Below are 26,224 nucleotides of genomic sequence, written 5' to 3' on the forward strand. Positions count from 1 at the left end.
TCATTTTCATTACTTCGATATTCATATGTTCTCTCATCTTTTCAGGATACTTTTCTTTATTCAATTTCCAAAACTTTGGATAATTATCTTCAAATATTTGTTTTATAGTAAGCTTATTTTTTCTCATGATTTAATCATCTCATATTTCTCTTGAATTTTCCACCTAATTTTCATTTAAAATGTTATCTAAAATGTTATCCACAGCGGTTTCCGCAAGCTGTTTCCTATATAATAAAAAACAACCTTTTATACAAGAACTGGATGCTTCAATATATGGAATACCTGTCCTTGAAGCATGCTATCCTATGTTTGATGAAGACAATTCAGCCGAAGTTGTTGGATGTTTTGCAATAATTACACCCAAAGAAGTTGCATCAAATCTTCGTAATATGTCAGAAAATCTTGAAAGCGGTCTTACAGGAATAGCTTCTGCTATTGAGGAATTGGCGGCATCAGCATCTAACATACATACTAATGAAATTGAACTCAATACTGAGATTAAAGAAGTAATTAGCCTGTCGGAAGAAATTAATAAAGTATCTTCTTTCATTAAAGAAATTGCAGATGAAACAAAAATGCTTGGACTAAATGCAGCCATAGAAGCAGCAAGAGCTGGCGATGCAGGCAGAGGCTTTGGCGTTGTTGCAGAAGAAATAAGAAAATTATCCGAACAATCTAAAAGTACGGTTCCTAAAATCAAAGAGTTAACTGACAACATAAAATCAAAAGTTAGTGTGGCAAGTGAAAGAAGTCAAACTTCATTGGCTTCAAGTCAGGAACAAGCAGCCGCTACCGAAGAAATTACGGCAAGTGTTGAAGAACTAACTTCTATGTCAGAAGAATTAAATAAAATTGCACAAGAGATGTAAATTGAATGCCATAGAATATTTTGAATTTACATAACAATGCCCCCAATTGTCCTACAATTTGGGGCATTGTTAAAATATTCATTTTTAGTGGTTCAGTTCAAATTTTATATGTGATTACCTATAATATTTGAGTTCTTTAACTCTTTTATGTTTTAAGGGATTCCCCCTGTTTGGGAATCCCTTATATATATTTTCTAATTTTACTTTCTTCTCAAATGTCGTTAAACATTTGATTTATTAAGGCTTAATTACTTGTTTTTAAATTCAATACGGTATTAACCACATTCTTAACTGTAAATCCAAACTCTTCAAATAGTACTTCAGCTTTACCTGATGCCCCAAAGTGATCTATTGATATTATATCTCCATCGAGTCCTATATATTTGTGCCAACCAAAGGAAGATGCTGCTTCTACTGCAACTCTTGCTCTTATACTGCTTGGCAATATTTTTTCCTTATATTCTTTACTTTGTTTATCAAACAACTCGAAAGAAGGCATGCTTACTACTCTTGCGTCTATTCCCTTTTTCTTTAATTCATCTGATGCCTTAACTATTAGTTCAACTTCTGAACCAGAAGCAAGTAATATTACATCAGGTGTCTCTTTTGCAGACTCCTTAAGAATATATCCGCCTTTAAGTGCTTCCTTACTTGACCCATTATACAAGGGTAACGTCTGCCTTGATAATATAAGTGATACTGGACCTTCAGCTTTAGCTTTAGCTATAGCATAATACCAACCTGCCGCTGCCTCATTTGAATCCGCTGGTCTGAACACAGTCATGTTTGGCATAGCTCTTAGTGCAGCTAATTGTTCTATAGGTTCATGCGTTGGACCATCTTCTCCAACTCCAATACTATCGTGAGTAAGTACATAAGTTATTGGTAATTTCATTATTGATGAGAGTCTCATAGCACCCTTCATGTAATCACTAAATACGAAAAATGTAGATACAAATACTTTTAAACCACCATGAAGATATATTCCATTAGCGATACCAGCCATTGCATGTTCTCTTACTCCAAAATGCAAGTTTGCTCCAGACCTATCCTCAGCTGAAAAATCTCCTCTATCATTCATATATGTTTTGTTTGAAGGAGCAAGATCTGCTGAACCTCCAATTATGTTTGGTACAAGCTTTGCTAGCCTATTAATAAGTATTCCTGATGCTTGTCTTGTTGCCATTGGTTTATCAAAGCTCCAAAAACTTTCATCTTCTAATAAATCAGTGGCTATTTTACCACTAAACCAAAGTTTCCACTCTTTTGCAAGTTCTGGGTAAGTAGATTTATATCCTTCAAATAACTTGTTCCAAGTTTCTTCTTTAACTGCTGCTTCTTTATTAAAGTCTTTCATATTTGCTTTAACTTCTTCTGGAACAGTGAAAGGTTCATAATTCCATCCTAAGTTTTCCTTTAATGCAATAATATTATCTACTCCAAGTGGTTCCCCATGTGCACATGACTTTCCTTGCTTTGCAGGACAACCATATCCTATTATATTCTTTACTATTAGGATACTTGGTTTTTTATCTTCCCTTTTAGCCTCAATTAGAGCGGAATTTATTTTTTCTGTGTTATTTCCATCAGCTATCTTTATAACCTGCCAACCGTAAGCCTCATACCTTTTAGCAACATCTTCTCTAAAAGCTATATCTGTACTTCCTTCAATAGACATATTATTAGAATCATACATCATTATAAGTTTTCCAAGTCCTAGAGTTCCTGCAAGAGAAGAAGCTTCTGATGAAATTCCTTCCATTAAACATCCATCTCCAGCTATAACATAAGTATAATGATCTACAACCTTAAAATCCGGTTTATTAAATTTTTCTGCTAAATAACTTTCAGATATAGCCATACCTACTGCATTACAAATACCTTGTCCGAGTGGTCCTGTAGTTGTTTCAACTCCATCGGTATGTTTATACTCTGGATGTCCAGGAGCCTTACTACCATATTGTCTATTACTTTTAATATCTTCTACACTTAAATCATATCCAAAAATATTAAGTAATGAATATATAAGCAGAGAACCATGTCCCGCCGATAGTACAAATCTATCTCTATCTTCCCACTTAGAATTCTTAGGATTATGTTTCATCTGCTTTGCCCATAATGTATAAGCCATTGAGGCACATCCTAGGGGTAACCCTGGATGACCTGAATTTGCTTTTTGAATAGCTTCAGCTGAGAGTACTCTTATGGTATTTATAGATAATTTATCTACACTCATTATGGAATCCTCCTTATTATTTACCAAAAGTTTCTTTCCAATCTTTAGCAAATTTTTCTATTCCGGCATCTGTTAATGGATGTTTTATCATTTGTTTGATTATTTTAAGTGGTACTGTAGCAATATGAGCCCCTGCAACTGCTGCATCTGTAACATGCATTGGAGTTCTTATACTTGCAGCAATTATTTCAGTATCAATTCCGTGTACTTTAAATATTGTAACAATTGTTCTTATTAAATCCATAGCATTAGCATTTATATCATCGAGTCTTCCAAGGAAAGGACTAACAAAAGAAGCTCCTGCTCTTGCAGCAAGTAAGGCTTGTCCTGCTGAAAATATTAATGTTACGTTTGTTTTTATTCCTTCTTTTGAAAGTACTTTTACAGCCTTTAGACCTTCCTCGGTCATTGGTATTTTAACAATCATATTTTTATGGATTTTTGCAATTTCTCGTCCTTCTTTTATCATACCTTTTGAATCTAAAGAAATAACTTCTCCACTTATAGGTCCATCTACAATAGATGCTATTTCTTTTATAACTTCATTAAAATCTCTTCCTTCTTTTGCGATTAAAGATGGATTAGTAGTTACCCCACAAATAACACCCATATCATTAGCCTCACGAATATCGTCAACATTTGCTGTATCTATAAATAATTTCATAATAATCACTCCTCATATTTTTTTATTTTATAATCTTTTTATTTTAAAATAAAAGTAAATGACCAAGAAAACTTGATCATTTATTCTTAATTTATGCGTTAACTTTTTTAGAATCTTTAGCGTTTTTAGAATTTGATCTTATAGTAAGTCCTACAAACACTAGTAATATCACAACTAATAATCCATAAACACCAACTTTAGCAAATACCTTTCCAGCCTGTCCAACTATGATACCGTAAAATGAAAAGTCTGAATCTCCAAATGTTGAATTTGCATATCCCAAATTTCCAAGAAGCGGAAGTAAGAATGCTGGTAACAAATTTAGAATTGCTCCATTTACAAAACAACCTATTATGGTTCCTCTTAAACCTCCCTGTGCATTAGCAAGAACTCCTGCAGCTGCTCCTACAAAGAAGGCTGGTATTAATCCTGGTAGCATAATTGCAAGCCCAGTAAATGGGAGTATTGCGAACACGGCTACAGCACCTGCTAGAGATGATAAGAACCCTATAATTACTGCATTTGGTGCAAATGGGAAAATAACTGGACAATCAAGTGCTGGAATTGCATTTGGAACTATCTTCTCTGAAATTCCCTTAAATGCTGGAATGATTTCAGCAAGCATCATTCTAACACCTTGTAGTACTATTACAAATCCTGCTGTAAATTTCATTGCTGACATAATAGAGAATACTGTAATATTTCCACCAGTTGCAAGTTTTGCAGCAACGGTATTATCTGCAAGTTGTATTGTAACGATAAATAGTACCAACATAACAAGAGCCGTAGATATTACATTGTCTTTAAAAAAGCTTATGCCTTCTGGAACTTTTATGTCTTCAGTTGACTGTTCTTTGTTCCCAAATCGTTTTGATACCTCAGCTGCTATAACATAAGTTACAGCATTAAAGTGACCCATTGCAACAGAATCACCACCTGTTACTTTTCTGTAGTATGGCTGAACAAGTGCCGGTGTTATAACCATAGTCGCTCCTAAAAGTAATGAACCTACTATTATAAGTTCAACGCCACTAAATCCAATAGCCGTTAATATTGCTGCGAGCAAGCCTGCCATAAATAACATATGATGACCTGTTAAAAATACATACTTTAATGATGTAAATCTTGCTATTACTAGATTAACAATAAATCCAAATGCCATAATTAAAGCCATTTCCATGCCAAAATTTTTCTGAACTAATGCTATAATTGCTTCATTTGTTGGTACAACCCCTTGCATATTGAATGCACTTTGAAATGCAGTTCCAAGTACGCCTAGAGAATCAGCGATTGCAGTTGAACCAATTTGAAATATTACAAAACCAATAATAGTTTTAAATGTTCCGGTGACAATCTTGGATATAGGTTTTTTTAGTGCAATTAAACCTATTAATGCCATTAGTCCAACTATAATTGCAGGTTCTGAGAAAAAACTAATAATAAACTTCATATTTTATTCCCCCTTTTTTTATTATATATATAACATTTAACATATCAAAATATTATTTCTTTAAATTATTAATTGCTTCCAAAACTTTTTCTTCTATACCTTTCTTGTCAATTACATTTTTAACATAAACAGTATTATATCCTTTATCTTCAATTTGAGATTTTAATTCATAAGTTGTTACTACTAAATCTGCCATTTTTCCAAGCATAGACCCTAAATCACATGCTTCAACCTCAGCATCTATTTTATTTTTCTTCAAAATGTCATCTATATTCATCTTAAGTATTAAACTTGTTCCCATTCCCATTCCACATACAGTTACGATATTCATTTTACATCTCTCCCTTATTTTTAATATAATTTGTTATCTCACTTGGATTACTTGCATTTAAAACAGTATCTAAAAACTCTTTTTCTCCTAAAAGCATAGCCAATTCAGACAATGCTTTTAAATGACTTGAATGATCTACTGAACACAAACATACTACTGTGCTGACTGGGTCATTATCCTTATTGCCGAAGTTAATTGGTTTTTTTAAAGTAATAAGACTCAAACCTATTTTCTTAACACTTTCATCTGGTCTTGCGTGTGGCATTGCAATTCCAGGAGCAATTACAATATATGGTCCTAAAGTTTTAACACTATTAATCATACTTTCTATATATTCTTCTTCTATTACGTCATTATTTTTTAATATTTCACCTCCACATCTTATAGCCTGTTCCCAATTTTCTACATCCACGTTTAATTTTATAAAATTATTTGTAAGTACTTCACTTAACATCGGCTGAAACACTCCTTTCTTAAATTTATTTGTTATTGAGAGATAACTCGATAATTCTTGTGCTAATTTTTCTTTATTTAAAATTGTACAACTATGACTTACAAGCTCCATTATTTTATCTAGTGATATATTATTATTATTACTATTATTATTAATACTCCCATTGTTATACTTTCTTAAAACTGCACTAATTTCATTTATATTTTTTTCTGATAAAAAAGGACTTACCTCAACACACAGAATATTTTTACTATTTGATTTAATAGGCACTGTCGTAATAATCAAATCCACAGCTTCATCTTTAATTACATCCTCTACCTGATTGTAAGATACAGTACCAATTATATTTATGTTGAAAAGAGATTGTATTTTTGATGATACAAGTTTAGATGTTCCTATTCCTGTAGCACATACTACAATAACATTTATAATTCTTTTGTTAATACCGTTGGTTCTTTCTATTGCCGCTCCAAAATGCAGCGTTAGATATCCTATCTCCTCCTCATCTAATTTATTACCAGCGTATTCTTCTATGCCAGAAACAGAGTGTTTAACAGCATAAAATGTTTTCGTAAGTGATTGTTTTATTTCCTTTAGCAATGGATTTTTTAATGTAATATCATGCTTTAGTCTATATATTGTAGGTCTTATATGCTGCAACAGACCATCAAATAACTGTTTATCTCCTAATAAGTCAATATCTTGAATTGAACCAACCTTCTTAATTAAATTGTCCGTAATAAATTCTATTGTTCCCCAATCTGCATCATTATTTTTTGATGTGGACACATTACTTCCTAATAAATGAATTGTGATATATCCAATTTCATCAATAGGTATAACAACCTCGAATCTATTTTCAAGTATTTTTGCAATACTTGATGCAACAACAAATTCTTTTGTAATTTCTAGAGTTTTTAGTTCATTTTTATCCATTACAATATCCTTATCTTCTCTTACTCTTTTTATAGCTATAGCAATGTGTATAACTAACCCTGAATATGATTCATCTGTAAATTTTGTTTCCAATTGTTCCTCTGCAATATGCAGACAATTCTCAATACACGGAATATCAATATCTTTAAAAAGTTGTTTTTTATATTTGTTTAACCCATAGTCTGATTTTGAAACCTTAGAAGTTTTAATCAAATTAAGTGCTTTATAAACGTCTACATTGTTTGTAATTAAAACAATCGCTGCTGCTCTTAAGTATTTTTCCTCACCAACAATTTTTATTCCAAGTCCTTTACACGATTCAAGTTCCAAATTTCTAGTTGAAAGCCATTTTCTTACTTTTACCATGTCTTTTAAAACTGTACTTCTGCTTATAAGTATACTTTCTGCTAACTTATCCATTGTTACATAATTTCTACTTTCTAATAATTCAATAAGAATCATAGTAATTCTTTCATTCTGAGATAATACATATTGATTCAAACCGATTTCACCAAGTAAATCTAAAACCTTACTTTTTTCTACTGAATTGCACTTATAAGCTATACCTTCATTAGGTTTTCTTACGGTTTGTAGCAAATTGCTACTTTTTAAAAAATCATCTATCTTATCAAGGTCATACCTGATGGTCCTGTTACTTACCCCAACGATTTTGGATAACTGTAAAATGCTTATGTATCCTTTGGCATCCATGATTTCATATAATAATTTTGAACAACGTTTATTTAGCATAATTATACCATCTTTCCACCTTTAGTATTTAGGAATTTCTTTCTTTACTCCTTTATTATAAACCATTTATACGTATACACAAGTTTATAATTTTTCATTGCAATGTGGCAAGAATTTATATTTATAGCAGTTAAATCACTTATCTGAAGTTTAGCTTATTGAACATTAATACTTAGAAAAAATTAAAATCCAAAAATAAATAAATTGTAGATTTAAAATGCTCTGCTTTCGAAAAATTCTGACTCTATCATTGAACATAACGCATGATAAATGGGTAAATGAAATTCTTGTATTCTATATGTTTCAATTGCAGGTGCCAGAATGGTAGTATCACAAATGTTTTTCATAATTCCGCCACTTTCCCCTGTCATACCTATTGTTTTTACTTTGAATGCCTTCGCAATCTTTATGGCGTTGATTACGTTTTTTGAGTTACCCGAGGTGCTTAGACCTAACAATACATCCCCTGCTTTTGCATACCCATAAACTTGCTGGGCAAATACCATATCCGGTGCTACATCATTTATATAGGCAAATGCAAATGCTGATTGACTTACCAGTGAAATTGCTGGCAGTGATCCTTGAAGATTTTCCGAGAGATACTTCCACTCCTTCGGAAACATAATTTTTATCCTGTCGCTATCCTCAAGTTTGATTTTTCGTTTTAACATAAAACCTTTCATCAATTCTCCTATTATATGTTCCGAATCTGCAGCACTTCCTCCATTACCACATACAAGTACCTTACCACCACCAGAATAGGCCTTATTAATTAGTAAAAATGCTTCCATTATATTATCCCTGCAGCTTTCAAGCTGAGGATAATGCATAAATAAATTATCTATTATATTTTCTGTATTTTGTTTCATAATTTTCCTCCGCAATTTTATAATTTTTTCTTTATTTATAAACTGCAACTAAGCTTAAATGAATTTTCAAAAGTAAATATCCAAGATAATTTAATCGTTTATTCTTTCTCATCCATAATTACATTTCTCATAGTGTAAATTAAAGAATGTACCCAAATCATATGCATATCTTCTATTTGCTCCATTATATTGGTTTTGGTCATACAACAAATGTCACTATAATTTTTCACTTTCCCTCCACCTATACCTGTGAAAGAAATTACTGTACAACCCTTATTCTTAGCATACTGGGCTGCTTTAACTACATTTTCAGAATTTCCACTTCCGCTAATGCCTATAAATATATCACCTTGATTAACAAAATTTTTTAGTTGCTCAACAAAAATATCACCATAGGAGATATCATTACCAAGAGCAGTCATTATAGGCACAGAATCACAAAGGGCAATAGCTTTAAATCTCTTTCTATCTTTCATAGAAAGGCCTTTGTCTAAATCGTTTACAAAGTGAGAAGCTGTTGCCGCACTGCCTCCATTTCCTGATATAAAAATCATATTCCCTTTTCTTCTCGTATTAAGTAGAATTTCCATTACTCTTTCTAACTCCATATTTCCGCCTAATATTTCATTGCCTACTGCTTTAAGATAATTGGATAATTTGCTCATTTTTCATTTCCCCTATTTGTTATGATTATGAAAGTTTATACCATTCTTAAAAAATATTTTATTTCTGTTAAATTCCTTTTCCTCTAATACTTTGATTATAATTCATATGAAAATATAAACAAGTTCATAATCTTTCATAACAATATGGCAAAAAAATATTGTTTTAAAAATTATGGCCACCTTGTCATATATTTAATTGGAGATTATGTGGCTTGTCAGAGCAGTACCTAATTTGATTATTAATTTAACAAATGTATTTGCCAAAATTAAAATATACCATCTGTCATTTGTTTCAAATTATTAATAGTATACGAATTCCTTTTTTTTTCTCCTTTTTTCTTTAATATTTGTTAGTTAATTAGTGATATACAAATATTAGGACTTCATGTATAAGAACACTGCTAAACGATTTTAATTACATTAATCTGTTACTAGAAAGGGGATTATTTTTATGTCTAAAAGAACTAAATATATAGATTGTTTACAATTTGTTATTAATTTTGGCATTAAGCTGTAACTTTAAAGTGATAATATAAACATATTGAGGATTCCTCCCTTAATAAAAATCAACGAGTTAAGTATAAATACAAATTTGGTCAACTATTATTGTAATTGGTCATTATAGTAATATATTCAACATATTACATATATTTCGTCGATAATAGAGGATTTTTATAATAAATAAACAAGTTAGGAATGATAATAATGCTAAATTGCAATACTAAACCATTAAAAGATTTAGAGAAAAATAGTAATAAGCTAAAAATGGATGAAGAAGTGAGAATTTTCTTTTGGGACAACCTTAAAATTTTGTTAATAGTCCTTGTTGTAGTAGGGCATTCTGTAGACTTTTATACATCCACATCTCTAATGATGAAAGATATATATCTTTTTATCTATACTTTTCATATGCCTTTATTTATATTTGTATCTGGTTATTTTTCTAAAACCGTTCTTGATGGCAAACAATTTAGAATAGCAAAGGTGATTTTATATTTCTTTTTATATTTCTTACTCAAATTATGTTTTTTCGTTCTTAACAGATATATATTTGGTGATGCAAGTACTCAATTTAATTTTTTCGTAGAAGGTGGACCACCCTGGTATTTGTTTGCTATGAGTGTTTGGTTATGTATTTCATATGTTATACAAAATATTAAACCGGTAATTGTAATATGTTTTTCTATTATAATAGGCGTTTTAGTAGGATATTTTGAAATAGTAACAGTAGATCTTTTCTCTTTATCGAGAATATTAGTGTTTTTCCCGTTTTTTATAAGTGGGTACTACTTTAAAGGTAAAGATTTGATAAAGATTTTAAAATGCAGATGGCTTAAGTGGCTTTCTTTAATAACTCTAACTATTGTTTTTGTAATTATTTTCATTTATGGTCAAGATATATATCATTTTAGAGGTTTTTTTACTGGACGTAATTCTTATATAAGCTTAGGTAAGCCGGTATTTGGTGGTATCTATAGATTTTTATTTTATGGATTAAGTACAATTATCTCATTGGCAATCATGTATATAATTCCTAATGGCAGGATATTTATAACAAAGTTTGGAAATAGGACACTTCAAGTGTACTTCATACATTATTTAGTATTATTGGTATACCAACACTATAGTTTAGACATATATTTAATGAAAGTATTTCCTTATAACTGGGAAATAATATATTTATGCCTCGCTGTTGGATTAGCTTTTGTTCTATCCTTAAAAATATTTGAATTTCCTTTTAAAAACATAATGGGATTAAAGTTGGATAAAATATTAGTTAAATAGATGGTTTTATTAATTACAATACTTTAAAGTATACAAGCGGAATAAGATGATGTTCAGAAGTAATTTGAGTGGCTATTGATAAATAAAACATTAACGGGCGATCTTTGGATGGTCATCCATAGGAAGCTTGTTCCACGATTCCCATTTCAAAGCGACACGCATTGGATGAGTTGACAGATTCCTGTCTTAAGCTAACATACAGTACGGTGCAACTTCCTCTACCAAGTTAAACGAAAAGGCTGGAAGCAGTCCCACTACCGCAGCATCTAATTCGCCACTTGCCATCTTATCTTTAAGAGTGAGATAATCGATGTGTACCGGCTCTGCGGCGAGTTCAGAAAGAACTGAATTAAGTGGTAGAATTGATCTAATACGTGCGCCGCAATCACGGAAAGCATCGACATTGCAATCACTGGGCAATTTACTTCCAACATATTTGGTAAAATGGACTTGTCCATTGCATCTGCGTTCTACCTCATGCATCCATAAGTCGCTGATACTCACTTTGTGGTCATGAACTTCATGAAAAATAAGTTCAACAGGTTTTACACTCATTTACTTCATCCTCTCTAATTTCACTTAAAAATTTGTAAAATTTTTCTTTACAACTAAATTGATTAACTAAAAAAAGAAAACTACAATGGATAAAATATTTGATTTTACTCCTTGTAGCTTGCTGGTTTTTCTTATTATTTTGATTAGTATTTTCCTAATTGGATGTCAGATGATTTTTAGCATGTTTTTTTGATTTAAAGAAAAAGATTGAAATTATTAATATTGTAACCGTTGGCGTAATATATTCTGGTATTTCTATTTTAAAGCCTTCAAGTATCATTACCATACCAAGACATAGAATTGAGTACATTGCTCCATTCTTAAGAAAAACATATTTTTTGATGTTTTCGATATTACCCACGGTTAGTTGCCTTACAACAATAGCTCCCAAACCATTTCCCAAAATTATAAGCGGTACTGATGTTGTAAATGCAAAAGCACCTAATACCCCATCAATGGAAAAAGTCATATCTATTATTTCCAAATATAATATTTTGCTAATATCAGACATACCACTTTTATTACTCAATAATTGTTGCTCATTTGATTCTGCGTTCTTTTTAAATTCATCAGTAATAAAAAATGCAGAAGAGCCGATTACAGCGGATAGTGCCAATACTGAATCATACTTCAATGCCACAGCAACAATTGCAACTAAAATCACAGAAACTATTGCATAAAACCATGCACCATGTTTTATAAAAAACTCTTCTCCTGGAAGTCCAAAGTGCTTGTCTTCAATAAACAGCCAGTGAAGAAACAAGAATAGTAGAAAAACTCCTCCTCCAAGCATCAGAATTGGTGTGGAAAGTTCAAATGATTCTTTTATGTGCGGATCATTTGAAAATGTGGCGGTAAGAGCTCCTATAGGTCCAAGACCTGGATTCGTTACCCAAACTATAACCCATGGCAACAAACCCCTTACAATAAATACTGCAAACAATATACCATAAACTAGAAACCATTTTTTTGCTTTTTCAGACATGGTACCAAGTACTTCAGCATTTATAACCGCATTATCTATGCTGGAGACTACTTCAAAGACACATAAACCTATTATAATAAAAGATATTGATAAGAATCCCATATAGACAAAACTCCTTCTAATATTAAATAATTATATATATATATATGTATTATAAGCTATTGATACTTAAACATTCATTTAATTATTTGGTTTTATTGTTTTTTTCATTTTCCTTGTCTTCTTCAATTCCCTTATCAATTAATTTAGGCAAAATAATACTATTAAAAACAACTGCTAAAATCATTACTACAATAACAATCACTACAATAGATTTTAAAATTTATACATCAGCTGGATTTAAAGATAAGATATCAAATTTAAATAATGATTTTAGATTTGCAAATTAGCAGTATATTCAAAATCCAGCAATTTTTACATTGCTGGATTATTTTATATTTTGATTTGTTTTAAAATACACATCTATTTAAAATTCAACCAACCTCTACGTTTAAACCACCATGCCATGCTAATGCCTACAAGAAATATTATACCCATAATAAGAAAGTAACCATAGTGAAAGTGTAGTTCTGGCATGTAGTCAAAATTCATGCCGTATATACCTACAATAAAGGTAAGTGGAATAAATATTGAAGAAATAACTGTCAAAATCATCATTATAGTATTCATTTTGTGAGAATTAAGCGATACAAAGCTATCTCTTATTTCAGTTGTTATTGCCTGGCTTGATTCGATCATTTCAGAAAGTCTTAGAAGATGATCATAAACATCAACAAAATAAACACGATTATTTTTTACTTCTTCGAGATGAGTTGAGTTCAAAACTCTATAAATCAGATCTCTCATTTGGTTTACAATTCTGCGAAGTTTAAGTAAATCTGAACGGACTTCAAAAACTTTATCCATTGAGTCCTTAGATAAGCTATCCCCAATTCCATCGATTAAATTCTCCAGATTGTAAACGGCTGGGAAATAATAATCTACAATCTCATCAAGAATATGGTAGCATATATAAATAGGTCCCTCATTCAATGCACTCTCAGGGGTACTAATTTTTCTCCACACTTCATCAAATTCAGCCAGATGAGTATTATGAAAGGAAACTATAAATTTTTCACTCATAAACATATCAACTTCTTCAGGTAATAAAGTTTTTTCATTTAACGAATGAAGTACAAAAAAACTGTAACCTTCATAATAATCGAGTTTTGCACGTTGCAAATCATAAAGACAATCTTCAATAGCAAGCTTATGAAAATGGAAATGAGTATGAAGTAGTTCTGATTCTTTAGCAGTAGGGAAGTCAAAATCTACCCAAAACCATTTTATATTGGTTTCATTAAGTTTTTCCAAAGGTAAATCTTTTTCTAGTTTTAAATCTTTTGTTATTGCTAATGTATGGATCACTTGTTAGGGCCCTCCATTTCTACGTTATATAAGTTATACTATAAACAGAGTAGTTAATACTTAGAAAAAATTAAATCTAGCAATACCAAGTATCCAACTATATCTGTAAATGTAAAGTTTAAGCATATTCTGCAATGGATTCAACAAGGACTTGATCTCTATGTTTTCCAAATACATAATTCATTTAACCTACATTCCATTCTCTCATTATACCTATATAATACCTATATAATACCATGAATGAATAAATAAATATTTATAGTTTTCGTTCAGCCTGCTAGAGGATTTTTCCCAAGAAACCTGTGACTAAGGATGCTAAAATGTAAATCAAATATTCTATATAATTATGAAATGTTAATGATAAATTTTTTTAACTGCTTTTCTTGTTTCAATTAATTTTTCTTCTACTTCTTTTATATTATTTCTAGTCATTCCTATATATAGCATGTCAATTATTGCTAGTTGTGATATTCTCGAGCTAATTGCGCCTTCCCTTAAAGATTTTTCTACTGCTGGGACATGTAACACCACATCCGATAAATCAGCTATGTTATTATTTATACTAGCCTTTGTTATTGCTATTACTGGAATTCCCCTTTTTTTTGCATTTTGAGCACATATAATAACTTCTTTTGTTTCACCAGAGTACGATATTGCCAAGGCCACATCACCTGGCTCCATTAATACAGATGTTGTTATTTGCAAATGGGTATCTATGTGTGATATACATCTCTTATTTATTCTGCTTAACTTATAATAAAAATCCTGTCCTACTAAAGCTGATACACCCACACTATAGATATATATGTTTTTCGCGTTAATAAGTAACTCGATTGCCTTATCCAATTCTTCTTCCTTTAACAAGTTAACTGTCTGCTGCATAATTGAATCTATTGAATTCTTTATTTTATAAATTATATTTTTTGTTCCTAGATCACCCTCTAAGTATTGAAACTGAGTAGCTTGATTCATTTTGTCTAAACTTATAGATAGCTTTAGTTTCATTTCATTTAAACTATTGAAGCCCATTTTTTTAGCAAATCTAACAACTGTTGGTGCCGATGTTTTAGTAATGCTAGCTATTTCCTTAGCTGACATTGTTATGATGCTTTCCTTAGTTTCTAGTAAATAATTTGCTATTAGTTTTTCACTATCTGTAAAACTCTCATAATTTTGCTTTATGTATCTTAATACATCCATAAAAACACATCCTATTAAGTTTCATTTTATTTATTTATTATATTAAAGTGAAATTTTTTTCCACCCTTTATATATTTTAATAGATAAATATTCTTTTGTAAAACGCATGCTACAACATTTGTCCTATAATCACCTTTTTGATTTACTTTCAATATTTGTAATTCTCCCATATATCTTTTGTAATTGAGATTATCTATAGTAATATCTCCATAATTTTTATCGCATGTATTTAATGACTTTATTTTATCTCCATTAAGAAGTAATCTACTTTCGCTAGCTCTTATAGCATCTCTAGCCTCATCTTGCCTTTGGGTGTAAGTTTCACTTAATAATCTTAAAGTTATATTATCTTTTTCTTTTAATTCTATAAAAAGCTCTACTACATCAGGTCGTAATTCAGATAAATCTTCTAACTCTTGTTTGCTTGGAAGTGAATCTCCTATAAATACAGATTGATTTTTTAGGGCAAATAAATGATTGGAGGCTTCTCGTACCTCAAGGCCTCTATGCTCCTCAAGTGTTGGTAATCCATCAAATAGCGGACCTCTTTTTTTATTATTAGATTGCACAAAAGCTGAAACCATAATTCCTCTTTTACTTAATATAGCGTTTTTCTCTTTCATACATTCTTCTGAAATACCTGTGCCCACTCTAGGGTAAAAATTATGCAGTGCATCAACATTTTTATAGTTAGGTAAATATGCATCTAATTTTTTAAAAAATTCTTCAGTTACTGTTGAGGCATTTAACTGAATTTTAATTCCATAAGGGTTATTAGTCATTTTAGATATTTCTTCTTCGCTATACCCAAAATCTATTCTTATAGTCTTAACACCCATATCGCTTAGTCCATTCAAATCCATATTATGTAAATCTAAAAGTTTAAATGTATTTGGAGATATATCAGTTATTATGTCCATATCATATTCTTTAGCTAACTTGAAAAATTCTTGTGCCTCAGTCTTTAAAATACTATAATTTGCCTCTGGTATCTGAAATGAGGTAAATATTCTAATAAATTTAAGCTTATGAGCCTCCTTTAATAATCTTATATTCTCTTGCCTTGTATTATCTAGCCCAAAATAAATTGAAATACCGTAACTCATAAAAATTCCTCCTTAAATTATCTCCTGGGTAGCTGCATTAATTATAATTATTAAAAGAGACCCGTGAAGGTCTCTTCTAAATTGTTAATCCACCGGATCTTCAAAACCCAATATGCTAGTAAAGAAATATCCACTTATATATGATACCACTACACCTATTAAGAATAATCCCATTTTTCCATTTGCAATTAGCAATGCGAGTGGTAGTCCCGATACGCCTATTGCAACAGCTCCAACCTTAAACATTGCCATAACCGCTCCACCTACTCCTGCTCCAAGGCAAGCTCCAAGAAATGGCTTTCCAAGTGGTAATGTTACTCCATATATTAGAGGCTCCCCTATTCCTAAAAATCCTGGTATTAATCCATTCTTAGCTACTTTCTTAAGCCGTACGTTTTTTGTTTTCCTAAGCACTGCTATAGTGGCTCCTACCTGTGACATTCCGGCAGTTGCTAGTACTGGAAGTAATACTGTAAATCCTACATTAGCTATTAAATCCGCATGTATTGGCGTTAATGCTTGGTGCATTCCTGTCATAACTAGTGGTAAAAACAATGCTCCTGATATTCCTCCCGATATAACTGAAATAACCAAATTATTTGATGCTATTGTTTGTGCTACGATTATTCCTATGCTATCAGAGATAAACCCTCCGATTGGTTGAAGTATAAATAATGCTGCTAAAGCTGAAATCGTAAGTGTAATAAGTGGTGTAACAAATAAATCTAATGCATCTGGTACATACTTTCTACAAACCTTCTCGATATAACAAGCTAAAACTACTACTATTATTACTGAAATAACCCCTCCACGTCCTGGAGTTAATACTTTGCCAAAAAGAGTTATCTTTGCAAGATCTGCTGATGAGAGAATGCCACCTAATACTCCGCCCATCATTGGCATTTGTGAGCCAAATTCCTTAGCTGCATTTACACCAACTAAAATTGATAATATGGAGAATACTCCATTACCCATAAGTCCAATTACTTTAGCTGCTGTTGTAGCTTTATATACAGCTCCAAAATATACTCCTGCTATATTATTTACCGCAAGAACTAACCCACATGCTACGAATAGTGGTATTAAAGGAATAAAAATACTTCCAAGCCTTTTAAGTATATTTTTAAATTTTGTATTATTCTTTTGCTTTAATTTACCTTTAGTTTCTGCTACTGCATCTTCGCCTAGAAGTACATTTTTTTCAATTATTTTACTTACTTCCAAAGTTACCTTATTTACCTTACCCGTACCATAAATAACTTGTAACTCCCCATCAGCCTCAACTACCCCAAGAGCTCCTTCTGATTTTTTTATTTCTTCTGTTTTTGCCTTTGAAAAATCCTTAAGTTGAAGCCTACAACGTGTCATACAATTTACAACAGATTTTATATTACCTTTTCCCCCAACTAACTTGACTAAATTTTCAGCAATTTCTCTATTTGTCATAATATTTCCCCCCTTTTATTTGTCTTTTAAAGCTTTTGCTATATATCCTTTATTTTGGTCTAATCTAATTCTTGCCTGCTGCTTATTAAGTTTTGATAATATCATAAATATTGCAAGCTTAACATCAAAATCCGTTTTGCTTAATACCTCTGTTGCTTCCTCAATAGGTACTCCTGTCGCCTCACATACTATTAATTTAGCCCTTTGCGTTAATTTTTCATTTGTTGATTTTACATCTACCATAAGATTGCCATATACTTTGCCAAGCTTTATCATTGCTCCTGTTGATAACATATTTAATACAAGTTTTTGAGCCGTTCCTGATTTGAGTCTTGTGGAACCTGTTATAACTTCTGCTCCAACTAATGGTGCTATTGATATTTTTGCGACCTCTGAAATTCGTGAATTAGCATTACAAGTAACTGAAACGGTTAATGCTCCTATTTCATTTGCATACTCAAGTCCACCTATTACATATGGGGTTCTGCCTGATGCTGCAAGTCCTACTACGGTATCATTCCCTGTTAGTACTTTACTTCTCAAATCAGATTCTGCAAGCTGCTTAGAATCCTCAGCCCCTTCTATTGCTCTAAATATTGCTTCCTTTCCTCCGGCTATAATCCCTTGTACCAGTTCTTCTGGTGTCCCAAATGTAGGTGGACATTCCGATGCATCTAAAACTCCAAGTCTTCCTGAAGTTCCTGCACCAATATAAATTAATCTCCCACCTTTATGCATCCTTTGAGCTATGCTATCTATTGCTTGTGCTATTTTAGGAAGTTCCTTTTCCACAGCTTCTGCTACCTTTTTATCTTCATTATTTATTATTTTCACCATTTCTAAGGTTGAAACCGTATCTATGTCCATGGTATTTTTATTTCTACTTTCTGTTGTTAGTTTTTTCAAATTTAATTTATCCATAATACCTCCTATATTAATCAGTTTTTTTCTTTTGAAAACGTTTTACCCCGTAACCTTATATTAACATTATTGAAATTATGTTTCAAGCTATTTCTTAAAATATTTTATTTTATTTCATAAAATGTTTTGATCTTGTTCCATTTAGATTGCAATTTTCCGAAGTTAACATAGGATATCGCTGGCACTTTAATTTGGGAACAGCAAAATAATATGAACTGGGAAAAAGCTTTAAAATATGCATATGTTGCTATTGCCCTATATAATTTGTTAGTTGCTAATTGATTCAAATAAAATAATATGATATAATGTATGCACTATTTTATATTATATAAAAACGCTTATAATTCGTAGACAATATGTTTTTTATAAAGGAGATAAATTATGTACTCATCACAATATTTTATTGACACATTAAATATGGAACCTCATCCTGAAGGTGGTTTTTACAAAAGTAGCTTTGACTCTTGTGAAAACATTAGTTCAAATGAATTAAAAACGAAATTTGAGGGTGAAAGAATACTCTGGACTAGTATTTATTTTTTATTAAGAGATGGAGAAATTTCCAGTTTTCATAGATTAAAATCAGATGAAATGTGGTACTATCATGCAGGTTCTCCTCTTTCAATATACATGATAAGTCCAAATGGAGAACTTACTACTAAGCAACTAGGTCTTAATATAAAAAATGGTGAAGTTCCTCAATTCCTAGTACCTAAGAATTATCTCTTTGGTTCTGCTATGAATAGCTCAGGTTATTCTCTTGTTGGCTGTATGGTATCCCCTGGATTTGACTTTAAAGACTTTGAAATATTTGAAAGAGCAGCTCTTTTAAATAAGTACCCACAACATAAAGAGATAATAATTAAACTTACAAAATAAATCATTCTTTATTCATTTATTCAATAATTGATTCAGAGTATGCCTATACCCAAATACACTTCTAGATGATTGTGTGTATAAATACATAGGAACTAAAATCTTTTATAATAAAGATTTTAGCCCCTATAAATTTAAAAATATTTATTTCATCAAGATATAAAAGATTTGTAACTGAGGTTGCTAATATAAATTTAGTGTTGTCATCTACATAATTGTCGTTAGTATAAATGAATAACCTTAGATCCACAACATTTTTTATATTTTTTACCACTTCCACATATACAAAGATCATTTCTTCCTATCTTAGGAGTAGACGTATTATTATATTCTGAATTTAACGACATTTCAGAAGGAAAGTCTCCCACTTCTATACGAGTGGGGGGATAACAATTAAGAATTGTTATCTACTCCAGAGAACTACAAAGGGGTAAATCTCCTTCTGAAGTCGTTGCAACTCTCTAAAGGAGATGATTCATCTCTTTCAGAGCTGTTGTAGCGACCCAGGAGATGATTTAACAGTTCTTTCTGATAACTTCTCGTTGCAATAATAACATCTACCTTTCAAATCATATTTCCTCCATTTCTTCTTAAATTTAATAATATTATTATATCTATTATAGGATTATACACTAAAAGCTTTATATAATAAATTATTAACAAACTTCTCATATTCTATTATGTATATCAAAAAATTCATTTTCTTTACCACTACTTCTCCATAAAGCCTTTGCTATTTTTCTGCCTATGTCACAATCTCTAAAAACCTCCTTAAATTTTTTTGCTTTCAGCATCTAAATCTTTTTTTTAATAAAACCCTTCACTGCTCCATATTTTAGCAACTATTCCCAAGGGTCAAGTACCCTACATAGTTTGGAAGAGAAGCGAACAATCTCTGTTGCTATCATTAAATTGTTAATTTAATACATATTATAAAAAGAAATCAGTCAGACAGACTCAAATTCAACCTAAAAAAAGTAGTAATTACTGCTTTTTACTTTTAATCTAAAAATCTCTATGACATCTCATGTTTAAATTTACCATTTACACTTCAACAATACATTTCATTAATGTAATTTTTATTGTTGAAGCTATTCATATTAATGATCTTTATCTACCTCTAATAAATCAGATGGATGTGTTTTAAGTGCATCAGCTAAGGTTTCTACAGTTTTTAATGTGGGGCTTTGGGAGCCACTTTCTAACTCGCTAATATGGCTCTGTGATAAACTTGATAAATATGCTAATCTCTTTTGAGTCATAGATTTGAATTTTCTCACTTCATGTAGTTTAAATCTAAATTTATACATATCAAACGTCTCCTTGATCTCATAAAATGAGACAAAATACATCGCTTGCTTAACATGTTTGTTGTATTTTGTCGAAAATGATAGCTAATAACGTTATTTAGGAATGTTATAATTATATCATTATATCATTATATTTGTATATTATCTATGCTAATATTATGCAAGAATAATTCAGATGAGGATAGTAACGGTATCTATTAATATATAAATAAACACTAAGCACCAAGTTTTAATCTTTTAAATATTCATTATTACAAATGACTTTATTATAAATACAATTAAAATAAGCAAAAAAATACACGAGGAGACAAAAATTTGAATAATATATGGAAGACAATGTGGAAGAAAAAGTCCCTAAAAATGGAGCTTCACGCTGCCAAAAAACTGATTTAAAAAAGAATCTTACATCAACTGACCTAGCGGCACTTGGAATAGGTGCAGTGCTTGGTACAGGAATATTTGTTTCCACAGGTGTTGGTGTCCATATGGCGGGCCCCGCAGTTGTATTATCATTTATTGTAGCTGCAATAACAAGTGGACTTTGTGCACTTACTTATGCAGAACTTGCTACAATGTTTCCAGTTGCAGGTAGTACATATACATATTCATATATTGCCTTTGGTGAAATTATAGCCTGGATTATAGGCTGGGATTTAATGCTAGAATATTTAGTATCCTCAGCTGCAGTTGCATCTGGGTGGTCGGGAACTTTTGTAGGACTACTAAAGTCTGCTGGACTTAATTTACCGCAAATGATAACCCAAGGACCGTCAGCAGGTGGAATTATCGATTTGCCAGCTGTTCTTATAGTGGCATTTGTAACATGGATATTACTAATAGGTATAAAAGAAAGTGCAAAATTAAATAATGTTATAGTTTTAATTAAAATCGCTGTAATTATTTTATTTATAGTACTTGGAGTATTTCATATTAGTGTAGCTCACTACAAACCATTTGCACCTTATGGATGGCAAGGGGTTATGGCAGGTGCTTCAATAATGTTCTTTGCTTATATTGGGTTTGATGCAGTTTCAACGGCTGCAGAAGAAACTATAAATCCAAAGAGAGATGTACCGCGTGGACTTGCTATTTGTTTAGGAGTTGTAATTGTATTATACGTTGCAGTTGCAGTTGTTATAACGGGTATGGTTCCATTTAAAGAAATTAGTCAGAACAATGCTATCCCAGATGCATTAACGCAATTTGGTATTAACTGGGGCGCAGCATTAGTTGGAACTGGTGCAGTAATAGGAATGATTTCAACACTACTTGTATTCCTTTATGGACAAATAAGAGTATTTATGGTTATGTCAAGAGATGGATTACTTCCAAAGGTATTTTCAAAGGTACATCCAGTTCATAAAACGCCTACACTTTGCACAATAATTACAGGGTGTATTGCTGGGATTATGGCAGGGCTTTTACCATTACAAGAGATCATAAAGTTATGCAATATAGGTACATTATTTGCTTTCGTTCTTGTTTCGATTGGTGTTATAGTACTTAGGAAAACAATGCCAGACGTTGAGAGAAAGTTTAGATGTCCTTGGGTACCAGCTGTGCCTATCTTTACTATAATTGCTTGTTTCTATCTAATGTCAGCATTACCTTTAGAAACATGGATTAGATTTATAGTTTGGTTATTACTTGGATTAGTAATCTATTTCTTATATGGTAGGCATCATAGTATACTGCAACATAGTAAACCAAGACAATATAGCGGTACAAAGCTATAAAATAATTATTATAGGAGTGTACTATTTTAATATTGTATTGTTAAGTGTAATATTAGATAGCTTAGGGAAAGTAGCATGGTAATTTACTACTAATAATTATTTAAAGAGGGTTATTTTCTCATTTTATTGGAATCATAATTTGTACAAGGATTAATACATGGAAGGGGGTGAACTAAATGGGATTTTTACGTTGGTTAATCGGAATAATAATGATTTTTTGGTTATTGGGGTTTATATTAAATATTGGTGGAGGAATGATACACATATTGCTTGTCATAGCCGTTATTATATTTATTTATGATTTTGTTATGGGAAGAAGAAGATAGAAAACATTGATTTAATAAGAAAGGATGTGAATAATATGCTAGAAATAATTGGTGGTGTGGTTGTTATAATTATAATACTTAAACTTCTACATATCTTTTAGTTACTATATATAGTAACTATTCAAACATATAGTGATACAAAAAGTAAGTAATATTCAAAAGAATGTATATCAGGTCAATTCTCACAAAGAGAAATTGCGAAAAGATATGAAATATCTAATAATACAGTATTAGTAAAATGGTCATAGAGAAATAAAGGCAACACCAAGGTGAATTTCTTCTATTGTTCCTATTCCATTAGTATTTCATACTTTTCCTTTGCTGTATATTTAGTTCTTTTAGACATAAAAATGCGCCCTATAAAGTAAACAGATTTTTATTATTTAATCTGTTTACTTTATAGGGCGCATATCACATATCATTATTATATTGAATGCCTATTAAAAAAACTAATCCAATGCATTTAAAAGTTATATTAAGCACTTATTTAAATTTAACTAAGTGCTTAACATTCCTTATAAATCAACGGATTACACAAAAATGAATTAATTCAAGAGTGTTATGGTACGGCTCTCAATAATGGGTATAATGTATACTTTTTCTAATTACTTGTTTCTAAACTAATTTACAACAACCTTCGCTTTTATTTGATATATTTAAGAAATCCATTTTCCAAAATTAATTTAAGTTTTTCTATTTCATATAAATAATCCACATAAGATTTTAACATTCTTTCTATAACGTAATATTTATATATATTATTTACATGGATATTAAATTTTTTAATGACAGCTTTCATAATATCTTCATTTGTCATAGCTCCATCTATTACTTCATATATTCTCATTGCTCTACTTTCATAGAAATCGATATTATCATCTATTAGTTTTGTAATATCGTCATACATACCTTTATGTGCCACCACATATTTACTGCAATTCAAGTCACGAATCTTTGACTTACTTTTCATGTCTTCACTTAATATATAGGCATAGGGAATTTTCGCTCCCTCCATTACTTCATAACTTATGAGTGCATCGCCCATATATGCAACATCGTCAGGTGTTATACTACAGATATGGGCAGGACTGTGACCAGGTGTATGAATAATCCTAAAATTAACCCCACACAGTGATACCTCGTCTTGATTTTCATCTATTCTAATGTCTGTTTTACAAACCATATGTCCATAGTGTTTTTTTACCTCCTTTAAGGTTTGACATCCGTAATAAACCTTAAGATTAACCTCAGAACTACAAATATTGGCTTCATAAGCAGACATAGCAATTATAGAGTTATATTTGTTTTTTAAATATGCATTGTTCCCAATGTGGTCTATATGAGCATGACTGTTTAAAATAGCTTTAACTTTAAAATTATTGCTTTCCAAAACTTCTTCTATACCCTCACGCTCTCCATTTTTCCAACCTGTATCCAACATAATAATTTCTTCATCATTAATTTTATAAAATGGTATGTACGTCATTCCAGTATCAATGCAATAAGTATTTCCCTTAACTTTTAATATATCCAATTAAATTTCTCCTTCCTCACAAGTAAAATTATAAGTACAGCTTTTTTCTATTGTTTTGTTTACTTTAAATTTATTCAATTCTACTATAATTAAAATAACTATAGGTAATATTAAAAATGATTTATAGCTATTTTGATATGATTTTGCATATTTATAAATAGAAATTAAAAAAGACTAACGCCAATAATTCATTACCATTATTGGTAAGTGATGACCATACGTACAACATATATTCATACAATGATTTAAAGTAAAATAATGTGGTTAATATTAATAGCAAAGGACCATTATTCTTTCAATAACTTAATTGTAATATTCTTTTCCGATTTATTAAGTAATTTGCAAGGAGTAACTTTTCAAGTATTTGCTCTATTTCAAACTCCTTTGTCTTTCGATCTAGAGTTTCAGCCAATTCCTTTAAATTTTCAAGCTACTGTAAGATGTATATGTATTTTTATTTACTGATATCATATACAATCCTCCCAAATCTTATTAGAGTTTATTACTCTGCATTTATATTATTGCATTTTAACATTAAAACGACATTAATGAGAAATAAACTCATTTTAAACTTTTATATTATTGTGTTCACATTTCATCAAATACATTTTTTTATAATAAGATTTAAATTTAAAAAATATTAGATGATATCATATAAGTATGGTAAAATATGAGTGGTACAATTTTTTTGAAAATTATGGATTATATAATAATAGAATATACCTAACAGAAAAGATTTATTCTGATCTGAAAGGAAAGAGAATATTAAGCTAAACAGATTTTGTTAACTGTTTTTTAGTGATATTAAGCTTTCCCTTTGGTGAGCTTTTTTTTATTTGTGTATTAGCGCAACCAGGAAAGGAAGTTTATGAGAAAATTAAAAGGATTAATTTTACCGTTAATGATTATACTGATATGGATTATCGTAGACAAGTTGCATATTGTTAATAATTATATAGTCCCATCTCCTAAAACAATTTTAGCTACGACCTATGAGATGCTAATATATGGGCAACTTTTAAAAAACTTGATGGTAAGTTTTTTTAGGGTTATTGTTGGGTTTACACTAACCTTTGTAGTTGCTTTTCCACTTGCAGTATTCCTTGGAAGTAAGCCAAAAGCAATGCCTTATATAAATCCATTTTTGGAATTTATGAGACATATTCCACCTATAGCCATGATTCCTATATTGATATTATGGTTAGGTATTGGTGAGTCATCAAAACTTGTAGTTATTTTTTTAGCAACCTTTTTCCCTGTTTTTTCAAACACCTTAAATGGTGTTACAAATTATGATAAAAAGCTTCTTGAAGTTGGGAAAATATTTCACTTTAGTAAAAAAGATTTATTTCTAAAGATAATATTTCCACAGGCAATACCTTCAATTATGACAGGTATTCAACTTGGGCTTGGATACAGCTGGAGGTCATTAATGGGAGCTGAACTTATAGCTGCATCATCAGGGATTGGATACATGATAATAGACGCAGAGCAACTATCAAGGCCAGATATTGTCATTGTTGGAATACTGTCAATAGGAATTTTAGGGTATGTTATTGATTACTGTTTTATTAAAATATCGAGAAATTTAATGAACCAAAATGGGAAGGGGAAAAAATATGGCAGGTCTAATAAGAACAAAATCTCCCTACGGTCGAGTAAAAACCCTTATGCCAAGCAAATATGATAATCTCATTGTCCCTTGATTATCATATTTGCATCACATTCTGGGCATAGAACAATAGGACTACCACTCTTCTTGTCAAATTCCTCAGGTGTATAACATTCAAACGCAACAAATTCAGGTACCTCT

At 30.9% G+C, this 26,224-nt stretch carries 22 protein-coding genes and 2 pseudogenes; 6 read left to right on the top strand and 18 right to left on the bottom strand.

Features of this window, described 5'->3' with window-relative positions; all coding sequences use genetic code 11:
• Positions 1-239 precede the first annotated feature (239 nt).
• Positions 240-869, top strand: a pseudogene (locus KPL38_RS11160) (methyl-accepting chemotaxis protein); the annotation flags it as partial.
• Between the two features lie 244 nt (positions 870-1,113).
• On the opposite strand, the gene tkt reads toward KPL38_RS11160, so the two are convergent.
• The 7 genes from tkt to KPL38_RS11195 all read right to left on the bottom strand — a co-directional run bounded on the left by tkt (position 1,114) and on the right by KPL38_RS11195 (position 9,224).
• A complete protein-coding gene (gene tkt / locus KPL38_RS11165; RefSeq protein ID WP_216289215.1) occupies positions 1,114-3,105 on the bottom strand; it encodes a transketolase in 1,992 nt (663 codons plus the stop codon).
• A 16-nt stretch (positions 3,106-3,121) separates the two neighbouring features.
• Positions 3,122-3,769, bottom strand: coding sequence for a fructose-6-phosphate aldolase (fsa, locus tag KPL38_RS11170; RefSeq protein ID WP_216289216.1), 648 nt, complete (start codon positions 3,767-3,769; stop codon positions 3,122-3,124).
• Between the two features lie 91 nt (positions 3,770-3,860).
• Entirely contained in the window at positions 3,861-5,219 is a 1,359-nt protein-coding gene (ulaA, locus tag KPL38_RS11175; RefSeq protein WP_216289217.1) for a PTS ascorbate transporter subunit IIC, read from the bottom strand.
• A gap of 52 nt (positions 5,220-5,271) precedes the next feature.
• A complete protein-coding gene (locus tag KPL38_RS11180) occupies positions 5,272-5,550 on the bottom strand; it encodes a PTS sugar transporter subunit IIB (protein WP_216289218.1) in 279 nt (92 codons plus the stop codon).
• Between the two features lies 1 nt (position 5,551).
• Positions 5,552-7,690, bottom strand: coding sequence for a BglG family transcription antiterminator (locus KPL38_RS11185; RefSeq protein WP_216289219.1), 2,139 nt, complete (start codon positions 7,688-7,690; stop codon positions 5,552-5,554).
• 212 nt (positions 7,691-7,902) lie between these two features.
• A complete protein-coding gene (locus KPL38_RS11190; protein WP_216289220.1) occupies positions 7,903-8,559 on the bottom strand; it encodes a D-sedoheptulose-7-phosphate isomerase in 657 nt (218 codons plus the stop codon).
• Between the two features lie 98 nt (positions 8,560-8,657).
• Entirely contained in the window at positions 8,658-9,224 is a 567-nt protein-coding gene (locus KPL38_RS11195) for an SIS domain-containing protein (RefSeq protein ID WP_216289221.1), read from the bottom strand.
• Between the two features lie 705 nt (positions 9,225-9,929).
• On the opposite strand from KPL38_RS11195, the gene KPL38_RS11200 reads away from it, so the two are divergent.
• On the top strand, positions 9,930-11,009 hold the full coding sequence (locus KPL38_RS11200) for an acyltransferase family protein (protein ID WP_216289222.1): 1,080 nt from the start codon (positions 9,930-9,932) through the stop codon (positions 11,007-11,009).
• A gap of 186 nt (positions 11,010-11,195) precedes the next feature.
• Here the strand turns inward: KPL38_RS11200 and KPL38_RS11205 are convergent, their stop codons facing one another.
• The 7 genes from KPL38_RS11205 to murQ all read right to left on the bottom strand — a co-directional run bounded on the left by KPL38_RS11205 (position 11,196) and on the right by murQ (position 18,629).
• On the bottom strand, positions 11,196-11,564 hold the full coding sequence (locus KPL38_RS11205) for a hypothetical protein (RefSeq protein WP_216289223.1): 369 nt from the start codon (positions 11,562-11,564) through the stop codon (positions 11,196-11,198).
• Positions 11,565-11,718: 154 nt separating this feature from the next.
• On the bottom strand, positions 11,719-12,651 hold the full coding sequence (locus KPL38_RS11210) for a DUF475 domain-containing protein (protein ID WP_216289224.1): 933 nt from the start codon (positions 12,649-12,651) through the stop codon (positions 11,719-11,721).
• 360 nt (positions 12,652-13,011) lie between these two features.
• Positions 13,012-13,956: a magnesium/cobalt transporter CorA gene (corA, locus tag KPL38_RS11215; RefSeq protein WP_216289225.1), complete on the bottom strand. Its 945-nt coding sequence runs from the start codon at positions 13,954-13,956 to the stop codon at positions 13,012-13,014.
• A 354-nt stretch (positions 13,957-14,310) separates the two neighbouring features.
• On the bottom strand, positions 14,311-15,156 hold the full coding sequence (locus KPL38_RS11220; protein ID WP_216289226.1) for a MurR/RpiR family transcriptional regulator: 846 nt from the start codon (positions 15,154-15,156) through the stop codon (positions 14,311-14,313).
• 26 nt (positions 15,157-15,182) lie between these two features.
• Positions 15,183-16,262 carry a MupG family TIM beta-alpha barrel fold protein gene (locus tag KPL38_RS11225; protein ID WP_216289227.1) on the bottom strand — a complete coding sequence of 360 codons (1,080 nt, stop codon included), beginning with the start codon at positions 16,260-16,262 and terminating at the stop codon, positions 15,183-15,185.
• A gap of 84 nt (positions 16,263-16,346) precedes the next feature.
• Positions 16,347-17,708 (bottom strand): PTS transporter subunit EIIC, encoded by a 1,362-nt coding sequence (locus KPL38_RS11230; protein ID WP_216289228.1) that lies wholly within the window; start codon positions 17,706-17,708, stop codon positions 16,347-16,349.
• Between the two features lie 15 nt (positions 17,709-17,723).
• Positions 17,724-18,629: an N-acetylmuramic acid 6-phosphate etherase gene (gene murQ / locus KPL38_RS11235; protein ID WP_216289229.1), complete on the bottom strand. Its 906-nt coding sequence runs from the start codon at positions 18,627-18,629 to the stop codon at positions 17,724-17,726.
• 381 nt (positions 18,630-19,010) lie between these two features.
• Between murQ and KPL38_RS11240 the strand changes: the two genes are divergently transcribed.
• Complete coding sequence (locus tag KPL38_RS11240) at positions 19,011-19,508, top strand: cupin domain-containing protein (protein WP_216289230.1); 498 nt, start codon at positions 19,011-19,013, stop codon at positions 19,506-19,508.
• 218 nt (positions 19,509-19,726) lie between these two features.
• On the opposite strand, the pseudogene KPL38_RS11245 reads toward KPL38_RS11240, so the two are convergent.
• The 3 genes and pseudogenes from KPL38_RS11245 to KPL38_RS11250 all read right to left on the bottom strand — a co-directional run.
• Positions 19,727-19,816: pseudogene (locus KPL38_RS11245) on the bottom strand (SEC-C metal-binding domain-containing protein); the annotation flags it as partial.
• 357 nt (positions 19,817-20,173) lie between these two features.
• A complete protein-coding gene (locus KPL38_RS20055) occupies positions 20,174-20,299 on the bottom strand; it encodes a hypothetical protein (RefSeq protein ID WP_281419350.1) in 126 nt (41 codons plus the stop codon).
• Positions 20,300-20,605: 306 nt separating this feature from the next.
• Positions 20,606-20,815: a helix-turn-helix domain-containing protein gene (locus KPL38_RS11250; RefSeq protein WP_246577925.1), complete on the bottom strand. Its 210-nt coding sequence runs from the start codon at positions 20,813-20,815 to the stop codon at positions 20,606-20,608.
• A gap of 326 nt (positions 20,816-21,141) precedes the next feature.
• Here KPL38_RS11250 and KPL38_RS11255 point away from each other — a divergent pair, with 326 nt between their 5' ends.
• Positions 21,142-22,551 (top strand): amino acid permease, encoded by a 1,410-nt coding sequence (locus KPL38_RS11255; RefSeq protein WP_216289233.1) that lies wholly within the window; start codon positions 21,142-21,144, stop codon positions 22,549-22,551.
• Positions 22,552-22,727: 176 nt separating this feature from the next.
• Positions 22,728-22,877, top strand: a complete 150-nt coding sequence (locus KPL38_RS11260) for a lmo0937 family membrane protein (protein WP_216289234.1) — start codon at positions 22,728-22,730, stop codon at positions 22,875-22,877.
• Between the two features lie 643 nt (positions 22,878-23,520).
• On the opposite strand, the gene KPL38_RS11265 is transcribed toward KPL38_RS11260, so the two are convergent.
• A complete protein-coding gene (locus tag KPL38_RS11265; RefSeq protein WP_216289235.1) occupies positions 23,521-24,411 on the bottom strand; it encodes an MBL fold metallo-hydrolase in 891 nt (296 codons plus the stop codon).
• An 868-nt stretch (positions 24,412-25,279) separates the two neighbouring features.
• Between KPL38_RS11265 and KPL38_RS11270 the strand changes: the two genes are divergently transcribed.
• Positions 25,280-26,098 carry an ABC transporter permease gene (locus KPL38_RS11270; protein ID WP_216289236.1) on the top strand — a complete coding sequence of 273 codons (819 nt, stop codon included), beginning with the start codon at positions 25,280-25,282 and terminating at the stop codon, positions 26,096-26,098.
• Positions 26,099-26,224: the final 126 nt, after the last annotated feature.

This window comes from Clostridium psychrophilum (genome assembly GCF_018861705.1).
GTDB classification, from domain to species: domain Bacteria; phylum Bacillota; class Clostridia; order Clostridiales; family Clostridiaceae; genus Clostridium_AD; species Clostridium_AD psychrophilum.

What these genes read in the sequence shown, in the direction of transcription:
- tkt (WP_216289215.1), bottom strand. Translation starts at nt 3,105, where the DNA reads ATGAGTGTAGATAAATTATCTATAAATACCATAAGAGTACTCTCAGCT.
- fsa (WP_216289216.1), bottom strand. Translation starts at nt 3,769, where the DNA reads ATGAAATTATTTATAGATACAGCAAATGTTGACGATATTCGTGAGGCT.
- ulaA (WP_216289217.1), bottom strand. Translation starts at nt 5,219, where the DNA reads ATGAAGTTTATTATTAGTTTTTTCTCAGAACCTGCAATTATAGTTGGA.
- KPL38_RS11180 (WP_216289218.1), bottom strand. Translation starts at nt 5,550, where the DNA reads ATGAATATCGTAACTGTATGTGGAATGGGAATGGGAACAAGTTTAATA.
- KPL38_RS11185 (WP_216289219.1), bottom strand. Translation starts at nt 7,690, where the DNA reads ATGCTAAATAAACGTTGTTCAAAATTATTATATGAAATCATGGATGCC.
- KPL38_RS11190 (WP_216289220.1), bottom strand. Translation starts at nt 8,559, where the DNA reads ATGAAACAAAATACAGAAAATATAATAGATAATTTATTTATGCATTAT.
- KPL38_RS11195 (WP_216289221.1), bottom strand. Translation starts at nt 9,224, where the DNA reads ATGAGCAAATTATCCAATTATCTTAAAGCAGTAGGCAATGAAATATTA.
- KPL38_RS11200 (WP_216289222.1), top strand. Translation starts at nt 9,930, where the DNA reads ATGCTAAATTGCAATACTAAACCATTAAAAGATTTAGAGAAAAATAGT.
- KPL38_RS11205 (WP_216289223.1), bottom strand. Translation starts at nt 11,564, where the DNA reads ATGAGTGTAAAACCTGTTGAACTTATTTTTCATGAAGTTCATGACCAC.
- KPL38_RS11210 (WP_216289224.1), bottom strand. Translation starts at nt 12,651, where the DNA reads ATGGGATTCTTATCAATATCTTTTATTATAATAGGTTTATGTGTCTTT.
- KPL38_RS11220 (WP_216289226.1), bottom strand. Translation starts at nt 15,156, where the DNA reads ATGGATGTATTAAGATACATAAAGCAAAATTATGAGAGTTTTACAGAT.
- KPL38_RS11225 (WP_216289227.1), bottom strand. Translation starts at nt 16,262, where the DNA reads ATGAGTTACGGTATTTCAATTTATTTTGGGCTAGATAATACAAGGCAA.
- KPL38_RS11230 (WP_216289228.1), bottom strand. Translation starts at nt 17,708, where the DNA reads ATGACAAATAGAGAAATTGCTGAAAATTTAGTCAAGTTAGTTGGGGGA.
- murQ (WP_216289229.1), bottom strand. Translation starts at nt 18,629, where the DNA reads ATGGATAAATTAAATTTGAAAAAACTAACAACAGAAAGTAGAAATAAA.
- KPL38_RS11240 (WP_216289230.1), top strand. Translation starts at nt 19,011, where the DNA reads ATGTACTCATCACAATATTTTATTGACACATTAAATATGGAACCTCAT.
- KPL38_RS20055 (WP_281419350.1), bottom strand. Translation starts at nt 20,299, where the DNA reads ATGCTGAAAGCAAAAAAATTTAAGGAGGTTTTTAGAGATTGTGACATA.
- KPL38_RS11250 (WP_246577925.1), bottom strand. Translation starts at nt 20,815, where the DNA reads ATGTATAAATTTAGATTTAAACTACATGAAGTGAGAAAATTCAAATCT.
- KPL38_RS11255 (WP_216289233.1), top strand. Translation starts at nt 21,142, where the DNA reads ATGGAAGACAATGTGGAAGAAAAAGTCCCTAAAAATGGAGCTTCACGC.
- KPL38_RS11260 (WP_216289234.1), top strand. Translation starts at nt 22,728, where the DNA reads ATGGGATTTTTACGTTGGTTAATCGGAATAATAATGATTTTTTGGTTA.
- KPL38_RS11270 (WP_216289236.1), top strand. Translation starts at nt 25,280, where the DNA reads ATGAGAAAATTAAAAGGATTAATTTTACCGTTAATGATTATACTGATA.